Source organism: Streptomyces sp. TRD_SC_5 (genome assembly GCF_056836825.1).
Genome location: NZ_JBWZZS010000001.1, coordinates 6,755,443 through 6,774,982 on the forward strand (window position 1 = coordinate 6,755,443; position 19,540 = coordinate 6,774,982).

Annotated in this window: 13 protein-coding genes and 2 pseudogenes; 9 read left to right on the forward strand and 6 right to left on the reverse strand. The window is 71.1% G+C overall.

Translation table 11 applies throughout. The annotated features are described in order from the left end of the window. Positions 1-31: 31 nt before the first annotated feature. Positions 32-219 (reverse strand): annotated as a pseudogene (locus tag AC1P0E_RS30805) (cation:proton antiporter); the annotation flags it as partial. Between the two features lie 122 nt (positions 220-341). On the opposite strand from AC1P0E_RS30805, the gene AC1P0E_RS30810 reads away from it, so the two are divergent. Beyond that, positions 342-1,874, forward strand: coding sequence for an SDR family oxidoreductase (locus AC1P0E_RS30810; RefSeq protein WP_482745372.1), 1,533 nt, complete (start codon positions 342-344; stop codon positions 1,872-1,874). 7 nt (positions 1,875-1,881) lie between these two features. Here AC1P0E_RS30810 and AC1P0E_RS30815 read toward each other — a convergent pair whose 3' ends face one another. Beyond that, the gene (locus AC1P0E_RS30815) at positions 1,882-3,240 is read right to left on the reverse strand and encodes a carboxyl transferase domain-containing protein (RefSeq protein WP_482745373.1); all 1,359 of its coding nucleotides are present in this window, start codon (positions 3,238-3,240) and stop codon (positions 1,882-1,884) included. Further along, entirely contained in the window at positions 3,233-4,672 is a 1,440-nt protein-coding gene (locus AC1P0E_RS30820; RefSeq protein WP_482745374.1) for an acyl-CoA synthetase, read from the reverse strand. Before AC1P0E_RS30820 ends, AC1P0E_RS30815 begins: the two co-directional genes overlap by 8 nt. Positions 4,673-4,903: 231 nt before the next feature. Between AC1P0E_RS30820 and AC1P0E_RS30825 the strand changes: the two genes are divergently transcribed. The 3 genes from AC1P0E_RS30825 to AC1P0E_RS30835 all read left to right on the forward strand — a co-directional run bounded on the left by AC1P0E_RS30825 (position 4,904) and on the right by AC1P0E_RS30835 (position 9,408). Further along, entirely contained in the window at positions 4,904-6,961 is a 2,058-nt protein-coding gene (locus tag AC1P0E_RS30825; protein WP_482745375.1) for a SpoIIE family protein phosphatase, read from the forward strand. Positions 6,962-7,064: 103 nt separating this feature from the next. Continuing rightward, positions 7,065-7,628, forward strand: a complete 564-nt coding sequence (locus tag AC1P0E_RS30830) for a PadR family transcriptional regulator (RefSeq protein ID WP_482745376.1) — start codon at positions 7,065-7,067, stop codon at positions 7,626-7,628. 58 nt (positions 7,629-7,686) lie between these two features. Continuing rightward, positions 7,687-9,408, forward strand: a complete 1,722-nt coding sequence (locus AC1P0E_RS30835) for an acyl-CoA dehydrogenase family protein (RefSeq protein WP_482745377.1) — start codon at positions 7,687-7,689, stop codon at positions 9,406-9,408. A gap of 31 nt (positions 9,409-9,439) precedes the next feature. Here the strand turns inward: AC1P0E_RS30835 and AC1P0E_RS30840 are convergent, their stop codons facing one another. Both AC1P0E_RS30840 and AC1P0E_RS30845 read right to left on the reverse strand, forming a co-directional pair. Next, the gene (locus AC1P0E_RS30840) at positions 9,440-10,441 is read right to left on the reverse strand and encodes an SGNH/GDSL hydrolase family protein (RefSeq protein ID WP_482745378.1); all 1,002 of its coding nucleotides are present in this window, start codon (positions 10,439-10,441) and stop codon (positions 9,440-9,442) included. A gap of 197 nt (positions 10,442-10,638) precedes the next feature. Beyond that, positions 10,639-10,758: pseudogene (locus tag AC1P0E_RS30845) on the reverse strand (ABC transporter ATP-binding protein); the annotation flags it as partial. Between the two features lie 111 nt (positions 10,759-10,869). Here AC1P0E_RS30845 and AC1P0E_RS30850 point away from each other — a divergent pair. Continuing rightward, positions 10,870-12,168: an alpha/beta fold hydrolase gene (locus AC1P0E_RS30850; RefSeq protein WP_482745379.1), complete on the forward strand. Its 1,299-nt coding sequence runs from the start codon at positions 10,870-10,872 to the stop codon at positions 12,166-12,168. A gap of 77 nt (positions 12,169-12,245) precedes the next feature. Continuing rightward, a complete protein-coding gene (locus tag AC1P0E_RS30855) occupies positions 12,246-12,998 on the forward strand; it encodes a PIG-L deacetylase family protein (RefSeq protein WP_482745380.1) in 753 nt (250 codons plus the stop codon). 2 nt (positions 12,999-13,000) lie between these two features. Here AC1P0E_RS30855 and AC1P0E_RS30860 read toward each other — a convergent pair whose 3' ends face one another. Continuing rightward, positions 13,001-13,903, reverse strand: coding sequence for a SigB/SigF/SigG family RNA polymerase sigma factor (locus AC1P0E_RS30860; RefSeq protein WP_482745381.1), 903 nt, complete (start codon positions 13,901-13,903; stop codon positions 13,001-13,003). A 286-nt stretch (positions 13,904-14,189) separates the two neighbouring features. Here AC1P0E_RS30860 and AC1P0E_RS30865 point away from each other — a divergent pair, with 286 nt between their 5' ends. The 3 genes from AC1P0E_RS30865 (at position 14,190) to AC1P0E_RS30875 (ending at position 19,511) form a co-directional block, all read left to right on the forward strand. Then, positions 14,190-16,841 (forward strand): glycoside hydrolase family 84 protein, encoded by a 2,652-nt coding sequence (locus AC1P0E_RS30865; protein WP_482745966.1) that lies wholly within the window; start codon positions 14,190-14,192, stop codon positions 16,839-16,841. 250 nt (positions 16,842-17,091) lie between these two features. Further along, complete coding sequence (locus AC1P0E_RS30870; protein ID WP_482745382.1) at positions 17,092-18,480, forward strand: hemolysin family protein; 1,389 nt, start codon at positions 17,092-17,094, stop codon at positions 18,478-18,480. Beyond that, a complete protein-coding gene (locus tag AC1P0E_RS30875) occupies positions 18,477-19,511 on the forward strand; it encodes a hemolysin family protein (protein ID WP_482745383.1) in 1,035 nt (344 codons plus the stop codon). Before AC1P0E_RS30870 ends, AC1P0E_RS30875 begins: the two co-directional genes overlap by 4 nt. The last annotated feature ends 29 nt before the right edge of the window (positions 19,512-19,540 follow it).

The following is a 19,540-nucleotide window of genomic DNA, read 5'->3' on the forward strand; positions in this document are numbered from 1 at the left end:
GTCGTACCGTGCTGTCCGAGGTGGGAGCTCCGGCGAGACAGGGGATGACGATGGAGAACTCGCCGCGGGCCACAAGGGTGCCCCGGCGCGCCAGCGGCCCACGGTCCTGATGCCGGCGCGGCGTGCCGCGTACCAACCGGTCGCGATCTTCGTCAGAGCCGTGACGACGGCGAGTATCAATGCGGGTACGAGAACAGGGGGAATGTCGGCGACTCGTGTGGTTCGAGCGCGGCTGATTCCCGGCAGTTGTCGTTGTCCAGGGCCGCGTCGGCGTGCGCCACGGCAGGCCGAAGAGGTTCAGTAGGGGAGAGAGCGAACGCAGGTCAAGACGGAGGCGCCACATGACGCACGTGCACGGAACACCGCATCTCCGGTGCCTGGTCACCGGTGCCACCGGCTACATCGGTGGCCGGCTCGTCCCCGAACTGCTCGAGGCCGGGCACCAGGTGCGCTGCCTGGCCCGTACCCCCGGCAAACTGCGTGACCACCCCTGGGCCGGACGTGTCGACGTGGTGCGCGGCGATGTCACCGACGAGGATTCGGTACGTGAGTCGATGCGCGGCATCGACGTCGCGTACTACCTGGTCCACGCCCTCGGTACCGGTGCGGGATTCGAGCGGACCGATCGTCGGGCCGCCGAGATCTTCGGCGAACAGGCCCGCGCCGCAGGCGTCCGGCGCATCGTCTACCTCGGCGGGCTCACGCCGCGGAATGTGCCGGAGCGCGAGCTGTCGCCGCATCTGCGCTCGCGCAGCGAAGTGGGCGCGATCCTGCTGGCGTCGGGGGTGCCGACGACCGTTCTGCGCGCCGCGGTCATCATCGGTTCCGGGTCCGCCTCCTTCGAGATGCTCCGCTATCTCACGGAGCGCCTTCCGGTCATGGTCACGCCCAGCTGGGTGCGTACACGCATCCAGCCGATCGCCGTGCGGGACGTCCTGCGCTACCTCGTCGGCAGTGCGGGCATGCCCGCCGACGTGAATCGCGCGTTCGACGTCGGCGGCACCGACGTGGTCACGTACCTGGACATGATGCGCAGGTACGCGGCCGTGGCAGGGCTGCCCCGGCGCCTCATCGTCCCCGTGCCGGTCCTGACCCCCGGACTGTCCAGCCACTGGGTCGGACTGGTCACGCCGGTGCCCCACGGGATCGCCCGGCCACTGGCCGAATCACTGCGCCACGAAGTCGTCTGCCACGAACACGACATCGCCTCGTACGTCCCCGATCCGCCCGGTTCCCCGATCGGCGTGGACAGGGCCCTCTCCCTGGCGCTGCAGCGGGTCCGGGACGCCCGTGTCACCACCCGCTGGTCGTCGGCGTCGGTACCCGGCGCACCCAGCGATCCCTTGCCCACGGACCCCGACTGGGCCGGCGGCAGCCTCTACACCGACCGGCGGGAACTGACCGTCGACGCCACGCCGCAGGCGCTGTGGCAGGTGATCGAGGGCGTGGGCGGCGAGAACGGCTGGTATTCCTTCCCCCTGGCGTGGGCCGTGCGCGGTTGGCTGGACCGCCTGGTCGGTGGTGTGGGCCTCAGACGCGGCCGCCGTGACGCCCACCGGTTGCGCGTGGGCGACTCGCTCGACTTCTGGAGGGTCGAGGAGATCGAACGCGGCCACCTGCTCCGGTTGCGGGCGGAGATGCGGTTGCCCGGCCTCGCCTGGCTGGAGATGTACGCCGACCGGGACGCGTCCGGCCGCACCCGCTACCGGCAGCGCGCCCTGTTTCATCCTCATGGCCTGCTCGGACACGTGTACTGGTGGGGCGTCTCGCCTTTCCACGCCGTCGTCTTCGGCGGCATGGCCCGCAACATCGCCATCGCCGCGGCGAGCCTGCCGGCCGAGAGGACCGCCGTCGCCCGGGACACCGCTCCGTGACCCTCGGTCAGCTCACCACCCCGCGTGCGATGCCCAGGTCCACCAGGTCCTGGGGGCGCAGTCGTAGCTGCCCGGCGGTTTCCGGGACCCGGTCCGGGGTGCGTTTGAGGATGGCGGCGGCCGCCTCCGGGGCGATCACCGAGAAGTAACTGCCGTGGGTGGCCCAGAGATTGCCCGGCGCGGCCAGGGCGAGCGCTCCGCCGGAGCCGCCCTCGCCGATGAGGAGTGAGGTGAGCGGCACCCGCACGGTGGCCATGGCGCTGAAGAGCTCCGCGATGGCGGCCCCCGCACCCGCTCGTTCCGCCTCGGCGTCGTTGGCCGCGCCCGGCGTGTCGATGAGGGTGAGCACCGGGACGCCGAGCCGGTCGGCCAGGCGGACCAGGCGGGCAGCCGTGCGGTAGCCGGCCGGGAGGGTCGCGGTGCCGCACTGGGCGGCGTACGCGACGGAGCGTCCCTGCCGCAGCCCGAAACCGCACCGCATGCCCAGGTCGGTGCCCCCGCAGCGGTCCCCGCTGATCTCCTGCACCCGGTCGAAGTACGCCGCGAGATACGCGTCGGCGCGCGGGCGCTCGGGGGAGCGGGCCCGCGTCACCGCCTCCCAGCCGGTCGGGGTGGGCATGTGGCCCGAGCCGGTGGCGAGCGATCCGGGAGGATCGGGCGGCCCGTCCCAGGGGGCCGCGCTCAGGTGGCGAAGCCACGCGGCGATCGAGTCCCGGAGGTCCTCGCGACGTACGACGGCGTCGATCTGGCCCGCTGCCAACTGCCCCTCAGCGGTGTACGCGCCCGGATCGGCACCCGGGGGCCGTACCCTCGACCCGGCGAAACCGACCTGAGCTCCGGGCAGGGCGAGGATCACGTCCGCACCGGCACCGAGCGTCGCCCACCCGCCACCGGTCGTGGGGTCGCGCAGGACGGCGAGCTGCGGCACCCCGGAGCTCCGCAGCAGCGCGGACTGGCGGGCCACCCGCTGCAGTTGGGTCAGCGCGCGCATGCCCTCCTGCATGCGGCTGCCCCCGGTGGCGATCAGCGAGACGAGCGGACGGCGCTGCTCGCGGGCCACGGTGTAGGCGGCCTCCAGGCGGTCTCCGGTGCGCTCCCCGAGGGAGCCCCCGAGGAACCCGAACTCGAAGGAGACGACGACCGCGTTCGTACCGCCGACCGAACCGGTCCCGCAGACGACGGACTCGCGTTCACCGGTGTGCTCCTCGGCGCGGGCGCGCGACTGTCCGTAGCCCGGCCAGCCGATCGGACCGTCGAGGGCGCCGGACGGTCCCCGAAACCGCTCCGGGGCCTCCGCCAGCTCGGCGAAGCTTCCCCCGTCCACCACCGCGTCGATCGCTGCACGGGCCGTCCAGGTGTCAGCCATGCAGCGCTCGCTTCACGATCTTGCCCATGTCGTTGCGCGGCAGCGCTTCGAGCAGCCGTACTTCGCGGGGCCGCTTGTGCGGAGACAGCTGCCCAGCCACATGCCTGGCCAACTCGTCGACCGTCGGCGGGTGCCGCGTGTCCGACGGCACGATCCAGGCGACGATCCGCTCGCCCAGGTCCGCGTCCGGTTCCCCGGTGACCGCCGCTTCGCGCACACCGGGATGATCGAGGAGGGCGTTCTCGATCTCGCCCGCGCCGATCTTGTAGCCGCCGCTCTTGATGAGGTCAGTGGCCTTGCGGCCGACGATGCGCACATAACCGTCGGGGTCGCGCGTCGCCATGTCGCCCGTGCGGAACCAGTCGCCGTCGAAAGCCGCGGCGGTCGCGTCCGGCCGGTTCAGGTACTCGGTGAACAGGTTCGCCCCACGCACCTGGATCTCACCGACGCTCTCGCCGTCGTACGCCGTGATCTCCTCGCCCGACTCCTCGACCAGCCGCACCTCCACACCGCCGAGCGGCACGCCGACCGTGCCGGGCCTGGGCTCGCCGTCGGCGCGGACGCTCGTGTTCATCAGGGTCTCGGTCATGCCGTACCGCTCGATGACCCGCCGTCCGGTCGCGGCGGCGATGCGTTCGTGGTCGTGCACAGGCAGTGCGGCGGACCCGGAGACCAGCAGGCGCGCACCGGACAGGGCCTTGGCGAGCGCCGGGTCGTCGGGGAGAGCTTCGGCGATCCGGTGGTACATGGTCGGGACGCCGAAGAGCATCGTGCCGTGGGCGGTCAGTTCGCGGGCCACGGCGTCCGTTTCGAAGCGGCCGAGGTGGTGGACGGCGCCGCCGCGTCGCAGCGGACCGAGAATGCCGAGGATCAGTCCGTGTACGTGGAAGAGGGGCAGGGCGTGGACGAGTACGTCGTCTCCCGTCCACTGCCAGGCGTCGGCCAGCGCGTCCAAGGTGGCGGTGATCGCTCGACGAGGCAGGACGGCGCCCTTGGGCGGCCCGGTGGTGCCGGAGGTGTAGACGATCAGGGCCGGGGACTCGGGGGACGGCTCCGGAGGCAGCGCCGGGGCCCCCGTCGCGCGTACGTCGATGTCGATACGGTTCAGCGCGGCCGGCACCGGCGGGAGTTCGTCCCCGGGCGCGGCCAGCACCAGTGACGGCGCGCTGTCGGAGACGATGTGCTCCAGCTCGCGCTCGCCGGTCTTCGGATTGAGCGGTACGGCCGGCACGCCGGCGAGGAGCGCGGACACGACGCCGACAGCGGTCTCCAGGGTGGGCGTGGCCCACACGGCGACCCGGCCGGCCCCCTGGAGCCGGCCGGCCAGGGCTCCCGCCGCGGCGCCCAGCTCGGCATGGGTCAGGGAACGGTCGCCGAAGCGCAGCGCCTGACGGTTCGAACCCGCGGCCAGGGCAGGAAAGAGAGGGGACACGCGTCGTACTCCTTGCTGTCGGGACTGTTCTCGACCGGGACCGCAGTACCTACCCGAGCCCGGCACCACTGACGCCGGCCCCGCGGCAGCCGAGACTACGGCGACGGCGATTCCTCCGTACACCATCAGCCGGCGGTGGAATCTGACCGGCTTCGGGGAAGGGCCTCGCACCGGCGCCTCGGATAAGGTGTTTTCGTACGCATTGCGCCCTCCCGGGGTTAGGTCGATGCAGTGGACACATACCAGTCGGCGGGCGACGGGCCGGGGCAGCCCCCAGGGGTTGTCGGGTACGCGGGCGTGCTGCGCGAGCTGCTTCCCATCGCGCTGTGGCGCGAGGACGCGGACGGCCGCGTCGTGGAGTGGTCGCTTGCCGCCAGGGACCTGCTCGGACACCAGCCCGAGGACGTCCTCGGCCACCCCGCCCTGCCCCTCCTGGTCCCCGACGCCAACCGGGGACTGGCCGGCCGGCTGACGCGGCGGGTCAAGGCCGGCGAGACCGTGGTCGGAACCCTGCCCGTGCGGCACCGTGACGGCCACTACGTGGCGATGGAGATGTGGATCGTCCCCGCCGCCGACCCGCAGGGCAGGCCCGGCACCCTGGTGATCGCCGTGGAGACCTCCGAGGTCCTGCACATGCGGGACTCGCTGGCCGCCCTGGAGAGCCTCTTCACCCGGTCACCCATCGGCCTGGCCACCCTCGGCCCCGACCTGCGGTTCCTGCGGGTCAACGACGCCCTGGCCAAGATGAACGGTGTCTCCGCGGCCGGGCACCTCGGCAAGCGGCTGACCGAGGTGGTGCCCGGCGTCAACGCCGCAGCGCTGGAGTCGATGATGCGGCAGGTCCTGGACCGCGGTACGCCCGTGGTCGACGCCCGCCGGACCGGCCGGACCGCGGCCGACCCCGACCGCGAACGGACCTGGTCCTGCTCGTACGCCCCGCTGCTCGACAACGCGGGCCGGCGGCTGGGACTGATCGCCTCCCTGATCGACATCACCGAGGGCCAGCAGGCGCAGATCGATGCCGAACGGGCCCGGCACCGCTTCGCCCTGCTGGCCGAGGCCGGCACCCGGATCGGAACCACCCTGGACCTCGGGCAGACCGCCGAGGAGGTGGTCCAGCTGCTCGTGCCCCAGCTCGCGGACTCGGCCGACGTACAGCTGCTGGAAGTGGTCCTGGAACCGGACGAGGCCGCCGCGTCCACCCACGGCATGGTCCGCCGGCTGGCGGCCGCCTTCCCCGACCCGTCCGCCCCCACGGCGGAACTGACGGCGGGCATGACACTCCAGATCCCGCTCGGCTCGGTGTACGAGCGAGTCATCGCCGACGGGCGCCCCATGAACCTGTACCGGTCCGACATCCCGGCGCTGATCACCGACCCGCGCGACGAGCGGCTGCGCGCGTACCTCACGACCCTCGGCTCCGCGCGGCTGATCCCGCTCGTCGCCCGCGGCAAGGTGCTCGGCGCGGTCGTGGTGACGCGGCTGCGCACCCGCGAGCCGTTCGACGAGCAGGACTGCGTACTCGTCGACGAGCTGGTCGCGCGCGCCGCGCTGAACATCGACAACGCGCGTATGTACACCAGCCAGCGGGAGGCGGCCCTCACCCTGCGGCGCAGTCTGACGAACAGCGCGCTGCCCGACGTCAGCGGCCTCGAACTCACCGGGCGCTACCTCCCCGCCAGCGATCACGACGTCGGCGGCGACTGGTTCGACGTCATCACGCTGCCGAAGGGAAGAACAGGACTCGTCATCGGGGACGTGATGGGTCACGGGATCCATGCGGCGGCCGTCATGGGACAGCTGCGCACAGCGGTCCGTACGCTCGCCCGGCACGACATCGGCCCTGCGGAGATGCTCCGCTCCCTGGACGCCGTCGTGGCCGACCTGGGGGAGGACGAGATGGCGACCTGTGTGTACGCCGTCCACGACCCGGCCACCGCCCAGTGCGTGATCGCCAGGGCCGGCCACCCCCCGCCGGCCGTGGCCATGGCCGGCGGGGACATCACCTTCCTCGACGGGGCGCCGGGCGTACCGCTGGGGACCGGAGGCCGGGACTTCCGGACCCGGCGGGTGCCGTTGCCGCCGGGCAGCCTGCTGGTCCTGTACACCGACGGCCTGATCGAAGCCCGTGACAGGGATCTCGACGAGGGCATGGACCGGCTCGCGAGGGCGCTCGGGCACCGCGAACAGCCGCTGGAAGACCTCTGCGACAGCATCCTCGAGCAAGTGCTGCCCTGCCCCGCGCAGGACGATGTGGCGGTGCTGCTGGCCCGCCCCCGGCGGACGTGAACGGTACTGCGCTTCCTCCGACCGGTCGCCCGCGCGGGTGAGCCGCGTCTCACCCGGGCCGTGGCGCTTGTCTATGCAACGAGTTGCATAGAAGGATCGGGGCATGGCGCTCGAACACGCGATCCTCGTCTCCCTGCTGGAAAAGCCGGGCTCCGGCTACGAGCTGGCCCGGCGGTTCGAGCGGTCCATCGGTTACTTCTGGAACGCCACCCACCAGCAGATCTACCGCGTCCTCAAGCGCATGGAGAGCGACGGCTGGATCGACGTCCGGGAAGTACCGCAGGAGTCCCGGCCGGACAAGAAGGAGTACTCCGTCGCCGGCCCCGGCCGGACCGCGCTCTCCCAGTGGCTGCACGAGCCGATCGAACCCGAGAGCGTCCGGCACGACCTCGCCGTGAAAATCCGCGGCGCGGCCTTCGACGCCCCGGCCGCGCTGATCAGCGAGGTCGAGCGGCACCACCGGGCGCACACCGACCGGCTCGCGCACTACCTCGCGGGGGAGCGGCGTGACTTCACCGTGATCGGGCCCGGGGCCGCTGGGGAGCGCGACGCCGGGCGGGAGCTCCAGCATGTCGTGCTGCGCGGCGGCATCGCGTACGAGCGGATGATGCTCGCCTGGCTCGACGACGTACTCGCCACCCTCCACCGGCTCGCCGCCGACCACTGAAGCGGCGCCGTCGAGCACACCTCAACCCTCAACCCTCAAGCCGGAAAGGCGGACAACCATGGCCGACCCGCTGCTGTTCAACCCGCGCACCTACGACCCGGTGCACTTCGACCCCGAGACCCGCAGGCTGCTGCGTGCCACCGTCGACTGGTTCGAGGACCGTGGCAAGCGCAGGCTGATAGAGGACTACCGCTCCCGTGCCTGGCTCGCGGACTTCCTCGCGTTCTCCGCGAAGGAGGGGCTGTTCGCGACCTTCCTGACGCCCGCCTCCGCCGCCGAGGGCCAGCAGGGCAAGCGGTGGGACACCGCCAGGATCGCCGCCCTCAACGAGATCTTCGGCTTCTACGGGCTCGACTACTGGTACGCCTGGCAGGTCACCATCCTCGGCCTCGGTCCGGTCTGGCAGAGCGACAACGCCGCTGCCCGCACCCGCGCGGCACAACTCCTCGGCCAGGGCGAGGTGTTCGCCTTCGGGCTGTCCGAGAAGACCCACGGCGCCGACATCTACTCCACCGACATGCTGCTGGAGCCCGACGGTGACGGCGGCTTCCGGGCGAGCGGTTCGAAGTACTACATCGGCAACGGCAACGCAGCCGGGCTCGTCTCCGTCTTCGGCCGCCGCACCGACGTCGAAGGCCCGGACGGTTACGTCTTCTTCGCCGCCGACAGCCGCCACCCGGCGTACCGGCTCGTGAAGAACGTCGTGGACTCCTCGAAGTACGTCAGCGAGTTCCGACTCGCCGACTACCCGGTCGGCCCCGACGACGTGCTGCACACCGGCCGCGCCGCCTTCGACGCCGCCCTGAACACCGTCAACGTCGGCAAGTTCAACCTCTGCACCGCCTCCATCGGCATCTGCGAGCACGCGATGTACGAGGCAGTCACCCACGCGCACAACCGCATCCTCTACGGCCGCCCCGTCACCGCCTTCCCGCACGTGCGCCGCGAGCTGACCGACGCGTACGTCCGTCTCGTCGGTATGAAGCTGTTCAGCGACCGCGCCGTCGACTACTTCCGCTCCGCCGGGCCCGACGACCGCCGTTACCTGCTCTTCAACCCGATGACGAAGATGAAGGTGACCACCGAGGGCGAGAAGGTCATCGACCTGATGTGGGACGTCATCGCGGCCAAGGGCTTCGAGAAGGACACCTACTTCGCCCAGGCCGCCGTCGAGATCCGGGGGCTGCCGAAGCTGGAGGGCACGGTCCATGTCAACCTCGCGCTGATCCTCAAGTTCATGCGCAACCACCTGTTGGACCCGGCCGAGTACGCGCCCGTACCGACCCGCCTCGACGCGGCGGACGACGAGTTCCTCTTCCGGCAGGGACCGGCGCGCGGCCTGGGCTCCGTACGCTTCCACGACTGGCGCACCGCCTACGACGCGTATGCCGCGGTGCCCAACGTCGGCCGCTTCCGGGAACAGGCGGACGCCCTCTGCGAGTTCGTCACGGCCGCCGCACCCGACGAGGAGCAGAGCCGCGACCTCGATCTGCTGCTCGCGGTGGGGCAGCTGTTCGCGCTGGTCGTGCACGGTCAGCTGATCCTGGAGCAGGCGCGGCTGACCGGCTTGGACGAGGACGTGCTGGACGAGCTGTTCTCCGTTCTCGTACGTGACTTCTCCGCGCACGCTGTCGAGCTGTACGGCAAGGATTCCGCCACCGCCGAGCAGCAGGGCTGGGCGCTGGACGCGGTCCGGCGTCCGGTGGTCGACGACGCGCGCTCGGCCCGGGTCTGGGAGCGCGTGGAGGCGCTGTCCGGAGCGTACGAAATGGCGCCGTAACAGCGCGGCACAAGCGGGAAGGCCCGGAACCTCACCGCGCGAACACTCGCCCGGTCGGGGCTCCGGCCCTGCCCGTCGCGGGAGGCGGTCGGCGCAGAGCGGCGTCGACCGCCTCGGCGATCGCTTCGCAGTAGCGCACGATGCCCGGTGAACGCACCGGGCAGGGGCGCGGTGTCTTCGTGGTCGGCGCGAGGCAGAAGTGCAGGTGATCGTCGTCCCGGTGCAGCGAGGCGAGCCCGTTGCGGCAGTCGCCGGGGCGGGCCCGCTCGGCGTCGTTGCAGGGCAGCCGCTGCGTCCAGGTGTAGCGGTCGCTCGCGGGGCTCACCTGGCGGCCGGCGTCCGCCACCATGTCCTGGCCGGCGGCCGCCTGGTCCCGGTAGATGCCGTTGACCCGGCGGACCCGGTCCGGTGAGAAGGCGTCGGGGGCCTGCAGCACCCAGACGATGCGGGGCCGGGGAATCCCGGCGCCGCGTGCCGCTGCCGCGATCTGCTCCGTGAGGGCCTTCGCGTCGGCCGCGTACCGGGCGTAGTAGCGTGAGCCACCGCCCTGGGGGATCGAGTCCATGCACGGCGTGTACGCCCAGGAGTTGCCCCAGAACTGCAGCACGACGACCTGCGGGCGCTCAGACCTGACGAGGGCGGCTGCCTTGTGCCGCGGCGGCACGAGGGAGTCGCGCGCCGTCCGTTCCAGGTAGTCGCACAGCGTCGTACCGGAATACGGCTTGCTGTGTACGGTCGCCCGCCCCGCGGCGGAGATCCGGTCGGCCAGGACCCGCTGGCTCTCCATGGCCAGCGAGTCCCCGAGGTACAGCACGCGGGACTTCCCGCGCGGCGGCTGCGACTTCGACGGCGCCTGCGGCTCAGTGGACTCCGCCGGCCGCGTGCCGTCCTGGGCGTCGCTCCGGTCGCCGTCCTGGGCGCCGGAGGCGCGCGGCGGGGGAGCGGCGGCGGTGGTGGCGTCCGAGGGGTCCGAGCAGCCGGTTGCCCAAGCCAGCGCCAGCGCGGCGAAAACCGCGAATCGTCCGCACCTCACGTCTCTCCCCCTCCGCCCGGTGACGAGGCACCACAGTGGACCCACGCGGGGCTGAGGTCCAGACGGCGTACGCGCCAAAATGATGGGACGTCAGCTCGGGGCGCTGCGCATCGGTGGCGACAGCGGCTTCCCGTACACCTCCGCCGCTGGGGCCCCGGAGCGGCGTACGACCCCGAACAGTCCACCATGACGCGCGGCCCCGCCCCCGCGCGGCCGACCAGGGTGACCAGCTCGCCCTCCGCCACCTCGAAGGACAGGTCGTCGACGGCCGCAGTGCCGTCCGGGTACACCTTGCCGACCTGCTCGAACCGGATCATGTACGCCACGGTAAGAGGGGTACGCGCAGGGTGCACACCGGCCGTGACTGTACGAGTAACCGACGCCAGGGTGTGCTGAACTGTCCAGAAGTGATCAGAACGGGAGTAACTGTGACCAGCTACCGCCAGCCCGGCACCGTCCTCACCGACCACCGCTTCACCGTCCCCCTCGACCACGCCCGCCCCACCGGGGAGCGCATCGAACTCTTCGCGAGAGAGGTCGTTTCGAGCTCCAAGACCGCCGCGGACCTGCCCTGGCTGGTCTACCTCGAGGGCGGCCCCGGCTTCGGCGCACGCCGCTTCGTCGGGCGCCAGGCGTGGCTCGGCCGCGCACTCCAGGACTTCCGCGTACTGCTCCTCGACCAGCGCGGCACCGGGCTCTCCACACCGGCCAACCGGCAGAGCCTGCCACTGTGCGGCGGCCCGCAGGAGCAGGCCGACTACCTCGCCCACTTCCGCGTCGACTCGATCGTCCGCGACTGCGAGACCATCCGCCACCGGCTCACCGGCGGCGCGCCCTGGACCGTACTCGGCCAGAGCTTCGGCGGTTTCTGCGCCACCCACTACCTCTCCGCCGCCCCGGAAGGGCTGAGTACGGTCCTCATCACCGGTGGCCTGCCGACGCTCGACGGGCACGCGGACGACGTCTACAAGGCGGCCTTCCCCCGCATGGAGCGCAGGAACGCCGCCCACTACGCCCGTTACCCCCAGGACGTCGAGCGGGCGCGCCGCATCGCCGAGCACCTGAGCGAGAACCAGACCGTGCTGCCGAGCGGCTACACCCTCAGCCCCGAGGCGTTCCAGTCCCTCGGCGCCATGCTCGGCATCAGCGACGGAAGCCACCAGCTGCACTACCTCCTGGAGAACGCCTTCGCCCGTACGGCACACGGCCCCGCCCTCTCGGACACCTTCCAAGAGGTCGCGCAGACAGCCCTCTCGTACGCCGGACACCCCCTCTACGCCCTCCTGCACGAGGCGGCCTACGCCCAGGACGCGCGGCCCACCGCCTGGGCGGCGGAGCGGGTGCGCGCCGGATTCCCCCAGTTCGACGCCGGGAAGGCGCTCGCGGGCGAAGGGCCCGTGCTCTTCACGGGCGAGACCGTCCACCCCTGGCACTTCGACTGCGACCCGGCCCTGCGTCCGCTCCGCGAGTGCGCCCAGCTGCTCGCCGAACGGACCGACTGGCCCCCGCTGTACGACGCGGAACGCCTCGCGGCCAATGAGGTCCCGGTGGCCGCCGCCGTCTACCACGACGACCTGTACGTCGACACGGAGCACGCGCTGCGGACGGCCGGGACCATCAAGGGTCTGCGCACCTGGGTCACCGACGAGTTCGATCACGACGGTCTGCGGGCGGGCGGCCCGCGCGTACTGGACCGGCTACTCGCTCTGACGCGCGGCGACATCTAGCGCGGCGAACCCCGCGTGGAACGCCGGAACGCGTCACGCTGAACCGGAACGGATGATTCGCCGCTTATTCTGCGCGCATGACGACCGAGCCGACACAGCAGCCCCAGCAGCTTCAGCCGATGCCTTCCGACTGGCAGCGCGCCCTCGCCGTGGTGGCGCACCCGGACGATCTCGAGTACGGGTGCGCCGGAGCCGTCGCGGGATGGACCGACGGCGGCCGCGAAGTGGCCTATCTGCTCGCCACACGCGGCGAGGCGGGCATCGACACCCTGGAGCCGGACAAGTGCGGCCCGCTGCGCGAGCAGGAGCAGCGGGCGAGCGCGGCGGTCGTCGGTGTCACGACGGTCGAGTTCCTGGACTACAAGGACGGCGTGATCGAGTACGGGACCGGTCTGCGCCGGGACATCGCCGCAGCCATCCGCAAGCACCGCCCGGAGCTCGTCATCACCCTCAACCACCGTGACACCTGGGGCGGCGTCGCCTGGAACACGCCCGACCACCGGGCGGTGGGCCGTGCCACCCTGGACGCGGCGGGCGACGCCGGGAACCGGTGGATCTTCCCCGAGCTGACCGAACAGGGACTCGCCCCCTGGGACGGGGTGCGCTGGGTCGCCGTGGCGGGCTCCATGACGCCCACCCATGCCGTGGACGCGACGCCCGGCCTGGAGCGGTCCGTACTGTCGCTGCTCGAACACCGTGCGTACATCGAGGCCTTGACGGACGAGGACCCCGAGACGTACTGCCGCACGTTCCTCACCGGGAACGCACAGCGAGCGGCGGAGCGCTTCGGCGGAAAGCCCGCTGTCACCTTCGAGGTCTTCAGCCGCTGAGGTCAGGTTTCGCAGAGCATGCCGGCGCGGAGCTTGGTCAGGGTGCGCGTCAGGAGGCGGGAGACGTGCATCTGCGAGATGCCCAGCTCCGCTCCGATCTCCGACTGCGTCAGCTCCTGGCCGAAGCGCATCTCGATGATGTGCCGTTCCCGGTCGTCGAGCTCGCCCAGCAGCGGTGCCAGGGCGTGCAGGTCCTCGACGGTCTCCATGGCGGGGTCGCTCTCACCCAGTACGTCGGCGAAAGTGCGCGCCGCGTTGGCGCGGCCGTCGTCGCCGGGGTCGTTGGGCATGTCCAGGGAGCCGGCGGTGTAGCCGTTGGAGGCCACCAGACCTTCCACGACCTCGTCCTCGGTGAGCTTCAGGTGCCCGGCGAGCTCCTTGACCGTCGGGTCCCGGTCCTGCGCGGCCGCGAGCTCCTCCCTGGCCCTGGCGAGTTCGACCCGCAGTTCCTGCAGCCGCCGGGGTACGTGGACGGCCCAGGTCGTGTCACGGAAGAAGCGCTTGATCTCCCCGACGATGTACGGCACGGCAAAGGTGGCGAACTCCACCTCACGGGACAGATCGAAGCGGTCGATGGCCTTGATCAGCCCGATGGTGCCGACCTGGACGATGTCCTCCATGTCCCCGCCACCACGGTTGCGGAAGCGCCCGGCGGCGAACCGTACCAGCGAGAGGTTCATCTCAATAAGGGTGTTACGGGCGTACTGGTGCTCCGGCGTGCCCTCTTCGAGAACATGAAGCTGGTCGAAGAACGCCTTCGACAGACTGCGGGCGTCCTTAGGGGCCACCTTGCCCGCGTCCTCGATCCACGGCAGCTCACTCGTGCCGGGGAGGGTCGCGGTCCGCGTGCCCGCCGCGGTCTGCGTCCGCGGAACTTCCGAAGTCTGCAATGGCGTTGTCGTCATGTTCCCGCCTCTCTCCTGATAGCTTCCGTTCCCTCCGCCTGCCCCGGCATCCTCCTTGTATGTCTCCCGCCGCCGAATGGCGGACGGGAGGGCGCGATGCATACGGCTATCCGGCCGAAAGTTGACTGGGCGTGGCCGACTTGCGGAACGTCTTGAAATAGACGTGCGCGCCATTGACAGCCTGTCAGGCCCCTGGAGGATTCTGTGGCGTTGTGATGCGCGACTGCCCACAGTTTTCGCCGGGACCCCTGGAGGACGTGTGACGCTCCGCCTGCGCCCGCTCGCCATGCTCGCCTGCGCTTCCGCTCTAGCCCTTGTTCTCGGTGTTCCGGCCGTCGGGGCGGCCGCCGATCCTCCGGGCGGCAGCGGCCGGAATTCCGCCGCCTCCGTCATCACCCCGACGCCGCAGGACCTGCGTCCGCGCGACGACCGCGTCACCGTCACCTCGAGGGTGACTCTCGTCGCGGGCGCCAAGGCCGACGCCGCCGCCCTGAAGGTGGCTCACCAGGCACTCCTCGACGCGGGGGCGCACCAGGTCGTACGCGGCGAACGCCCCGTCACGAGCCGGCTGACGGTCTACGTCGGCGGCCCTGGTGAAACCCCGCAGACCGCCGGGGCGCTCACGGCCCTCGGCATCGAGGGCCCCGGCCAACTTCCTCCCGAGGGGTATGTCCTGGGCATCGGGGAGCGCAGTATCGCGCTCTCCGGCAAGGACACGGCCGGTACGTACTACGCCGCCCAGTCGCTGCGCCAGCTGCTGCCCGAGCGCAAGGGACCCGGCGCGAAGGTCGAGGGAGCCGAGATCCGGGACTGGCCCACCACCACGATCCGTGGCGTCATCGAGGGCTTCTACGGCATCCCGTGGACCCATGCGGCCCGCCTCGACCAGCTGGACTTCTACGGCGAGCACAAGATGAACATCTACGTCTACTCGCCCAAGGACGATCCCTACCTGCGGGAGAGGTGGCGGGAGCCGTACCCCGCCGCCCAGCTCGCGAAGATGAAGGAGCTCGTCGACCGGGCCCGCGCCCGGCACGTGGAGTTCACGTACGCGCTGTCGCCGGGACTGAGCGTCTGCTACAGCTCCGAGGCCGACATCAAGGCACTGACCGACAAGTTCAAGACGGTCTGGGAGCTCGGCATCCGCACGTACGCCGTACCGCTCGACGACATCAGTTACACCAAGTGGAACTGCCAGGCCGACCAGGACAAGTGGGGGACGGGGGCAGCCGCCGCCGGCGCCGCCCAGGCGTACCTCCTCAACCGGGTCAACCGGGACTTCATCGCCACCCACCCGGGCGCCGCGCCGCTCCAGATGGTGCCGACGGAGTACTACAACGTCACCCCCTCCCCGTACAAGAAGGCGCTCGCCGAGCAGCTCGACGAGGACGTGGTGGTCGAGTGGACCGGTGTCGGCGTGATCGCGCCGGTGATAACGGTCGCGCAGGCGAAGGCCGCGCGTGAGGTCTTCGCGCACCCGATCCTGCTCTGGGACAACTATCCGGTGAACGACTACGTCACCAACCGGTTGCTGCTCGGTCCGTACAACGGCCGGCAGAAGGGGATGCCGGCCGAGCTCGGCTCCGGCATCACCGCCAACCCGATGAACCAGGCGTACGCCTCGAAGATCCCCCTGATGACGGTCGCCGACTACATGTGGAACGACGGGGCCTACGATCCGGTCAGGTCGTGGCGGACGGCGATCTCCGAGTACGCGGGCGGCGACGCGAAGACCGAGAAGGCGCTGCGGATCTTCTCCGACGTCAACTACAGCTCCCGCATCAACGCCCAGCAGGCACCCGCCCTCGCCGCCGACATCGCGCGGTTCTGGGACTCCGGGAACGTGACCGCGCTGGACAGCGCGCTGGGCGGCCTGCAGAAGTCACCGGACGTACTGCGCGAGCGTCTCGCCGAGCAGGAGTTCATCGAGGACAGCGAGCCGTGGCTCGACTCCGCCGAGGCGTGGGGCGTCGCGACGCGCGCGGCCCTGCGGCTGGTCGACCTGGCGCGCGACGGGGACGGCGCCGAGGCCTGGGAGCAGCGGCAGCGGCTGCCCGGGCTTGTCGCCGCGGCGAAGTCCTTCACGTACACGGACCTCGACGGGCGCAAGATCCCGGTCGTCGTGGGGGACGGTGTGCTCGACAAATTCACCGAGGACGCGGCCGCCGAGCACGACCGGCTGCTCGGTGTCTCCGGCGCCGTCAAGGGCCTCACCAATCTGCCCACGTACCAGGGCAACGCGATCGCGCGGATGCTCGACGGTGACGACAGCACGTTCTTCTGGAGCAGCCGTGCCACCGCCGCCGGAGACCATGTGACGGTCGACCTGCGCAAGGAACGCGAGATCGGCCGCATCTCGCTCGCCATGGGCAAGCCGGGCAGCGTGAACGACTACATGCGTGAGGGAGTACTGGAGTACTCGTCGGACGGCTCTTCCTGGGAACAGCTCGCGACGTTCTCCGGAAAGGCGGTTGTGACGGCGACTGCCCCGGCGGGAACGGAGGCCCGGTACGTGCGGGCCCGGGCCACCGCACGGCAGACGAACTGGCTCGTCGTGAGGGAGTTCTCTGTCGAGACCAAGGACGCGTCGGTGACCGGCGGACCGCCGGCGGCGGCGGGCAGCAGCCTGCGGGCGGCGGCCGACGGGGACGTGACGAGCGTCTACCGCGCGGCACGCGCACCCGAGCCGGGCGAGGCGCTCCAGGTCGACCTCGGCGGCGAGCGCGACGTGCCGTCCGTGACCGTTCTCCAGCCGAAGGGCAGCTCCGCACAGGCCGCCGTGCAGGTACGCACGGCGGACGGCGAGTGGAGCACGGTCGGCGGGCTCGAGGGCGGCTACGGGGAGTTCACGGTGGGTGGTGAACCGGTCTCGGCCGTACGGCTGCTCTGGAGCGAGGGCGGGAGTACGCCGCAGATCGCGGAGGTGGTCGTGCGGTAGCGGGTGCGGACACGACGCGTGCGCGGCCCCCGGGCGATCGGTCCGGGGGCCGCGCCGTGTCCTGCCCCGCCGGCTGTGACCGCCGCCACCTGACATCGCTTTTGCGCCCCCTTTACTATTGGGGGACGGGGCGTCCGCCCCGCCCGGTCCACATTGATCCAAGAAGGAGCTGCAGTCCCGCAATGGGTGAGCCTCCCAGTACGAGCCGTGCCATTCCCGTCCCGTCGAACCGTGGGGCGGAGGTGGCACGGTGACCGAAGTTCTCCTTCTGCTCCTCGCTCTCGCACTCACTCTCGCGTGCGCGTTGTTCGTCGCGGCCGAGTTCTCGCTGACCACGATCGAGCGCGGCGAGCTCGAGCGGGCCGCGCAGGCCGGTGAACGGGGCGCCGCCGGCGCCCTGAAGGCCGCCAAGCGCCTTACCTTCCAGCTCTCGGGCGCCCAGCTGGGCATCACCGTGACCTCACTGGTCATCGGCATGCTCGCCGAGCCGTCCCTGGCCGTGCTGCTGCGCGGCCCTCTGGAAGCCGCCGGGCTGCCGGCGGGGGCGGTGTCCACCGTCGCGACGTTCCTCGGAGTCGCCGTGTCGACCGTCGTGCTGATGGTGGTCGGCGAGCTCGTCCCCAAGAACTGGGCGATCTCCAGCCCGCTGGCCGTCGCCAAGGTCGTGGCCGGACCGCAGCGCGCGTTCACCGCCGCCTTCGGACCACTGATCCGCCACCTCAACAGCATGGCGAACCGCACGGTGCGCCGTTTCGGCCTGGAACCGGCCGAGGAACTGGCGTCCGCCCGTACGCCGCAGGAGCTGGTCGCGCTGGCGCAGCACTCCGCGCGCGAGGGCGCGATCGAGCAGGACTCCGCCGAACTGTTCGTCCGTACGCTGCACCTGGGCGAGCTGACCGCCGAGAACGTCATGACGCCGCGCGTGGACGTCCAGGCACTGGAGGCCCGGGCCACCGCCGCCGACGCCGCGAACCTCACGCTGGCCACGGGCCTGTCCCGGTTCCCCGTCTACCGCGACACCCTGGACGAGGTGATCGGCACCGTCCACATCCGCGACGTACTCGCGCTCGACGAGTCGAAGCGGAACCGGACGGCGATCACCGAGCTGGCCACCGAGCCTCTGCTCGTACCCACTTCCCTCCCTGTCGACCGGATGCTTCAGCAGCTGCGCCGCACCCGCACCATGGCTGTGGTGATCGACGAATACGGCGGCACGGCGGGAGTGGCCACGGTCGAGGACGTCGTGGAAGAAGTCGTCGGTGAGGTACGCGACGAGCACGATCCGCACGAGCGCCCCGGCCTCGCTGCCGGCGCCCCCTCGGCGGACGGCTCCGCGGTGTGGGAAGCGGACGGCAGCGTCCGTCTGGACCAGCTCCAGGAGATCGGTTTCAGCGCCCCCGAGGGCCCGTACGAGACACTCGCCGGGCTCATCGCGACGCGCCTGGAGCGCATCCCGGCGCCGGCCGACCGGCTCGACGTCGACGACTGGAAGATCGCTGTCCTGGATGTGGAACACCACCGGGCGGACCGGGTACTGATCACGGCACCCGCGCGGGCGTCTGTGCCTGCGTCCGGGTCCGCGTCTGAGCCTGTGTCCGCGCCCGTTTCCGCAGCGAAGATCACGGAGGAAGTCCGATGACCGCCCTCCAGCTCGCCATCGGCGCGCTCACCCTCCTCACCAACGCGTTCTTCGTCGGCGCCGAGTTCGCTCTCATCTCCGTACGGCGCAGTCAGATCGAACCGCAGGCCATCAAGGGCAGCCGCCGCGCCAAGAGCACCCTCTGGGGCCTGGAGCACCTGTCCGCGGTGATGGCGACCGCCCAGCTCGGCATCACCATCTCCTCGCTCGTCCTGGGTGCCGTCGCCGAACCGGCCATCGCCCACCTGCTGGAACCCCCGTTCCAGGCCATCGGCGTACCGGAAGGGCTGATCCACCCGATCGCGTTCGTGATCGCACTGACGCTGGCGACGTACCTGCACATGCTCATCGGCGAGATGATTCCGAAGAACGTCGCACTCGCCGCTCCCGCGCCGACCGCGCTGGCGCTGGCCCCGGCGCTGGTGGCCCTGACCCGCGCGCTGCGGCCGGTCATTTTCGGCATCAACGCGTTCGCCAACGTGCTGCTGCGGCTGCTCGGGGTCGAGCCGAAGAACGAGGTGACGTCCGTCTTCACCGACGACGAGCTCGTCCGCCTCGTCAAGGACTCCAGCGAGGCCGGCCTGCTGGCGCCGGCCGACGGCGAGCGCTTGCGTGACGCCCTGGAGCTGGGCCGCCGGCCGGTGGGTGAGGTGATGGTGCCGCTCAGCAGGATCGTCACCGTCGATCACACCACGACCCCGCAGCAGCTGGAGCGGGCGGCGGCGACGTGGGGATTCTCCCGGCTGCCGGTCACCGGTCCGGGCGACGAGGTGCTGGGCTACCTGCACATCAAGGACGCTCTCGGTGTCGTCGAGCGAACCCGTCCGTTCCCGCGTGCCGCGCTGCACCCGGTGATCCGGGTCGAGATCGACACGCCGCTCGACGACACGATGACCGCCATGCGCGCGGCGGGCACGCACCTGGCCGCTGTCACCGGCGACAAGGGCACTGTCATCGGCTTCGTCACCATGGAGGACGTACTGGAAGAGCTCGTCGGTCCGGCGGCGGCGGGCGGGTCGGTCCCGGTCTGAGTCGTCCGCAGGTTTGACAAGCGGCCTTG

Bases quoted from the DNA above. Each gene is read 5' to 3' on its own strand.
- AC1P0E_RS30810 (WP_482745372.1), top strand. From the start codon at position 342: ATGACGCACGTGCACGGAACACCGCATCTCCGGTGCCTGGTCACCGGT.
- AC1P0E_RS30815 (WP_482745373.1), bottom strand. From the start codon at position 3,240: ATGGCTGACACCTGGACGGCCCGTGCAGCGATCGACGCGGTGGTGGAC.
- AC1P0E_RS30830 (WP_482745376.1), top strand. From the start codon at position 7,065: ATGGCGCTCGAACACGCGATCCTCGTCTCCCTGCTGGAAAAGCCGGGC.
- AC1P0E_RS30835 (WP_482745377.1), top strand. From the start codon at position 7,687: ATGGCCGACCCGCTGCTGTTCAACCCGCGCACCTACGACCCGGTGCAC.
- AC1P0E_RS30855 (WP_482745380.1), top strand. From the start codon at position 12,246: ATGACGACCGAGCCGACACAGCAGCCCCAGCAGCTTCAGCCGATGCCT.
- AC1P0E_RS30860 (WP_482745381.1), bottom strand. From the start codon at position 13,903: ATGACGACAACGCCATTGCAGACTTCGGAAGTTCCGCGGACGCAGACC.
- AC1P0E_RS30865 (WP_482745966.1), top strand. From the start codon at position 14,190: ATGCTCGCCTGCGCTTCCGCTCTAGCCCTTGTTCTCGGTGTTCCGGCC.
- AC1P0E_RS30875 (WP_482745383.1), top strand. From the start codon at position 18,477: ATGACCGCCCTCCAGCTCGCCATCGGCGCGCTCACCCTCCTCACCAAC.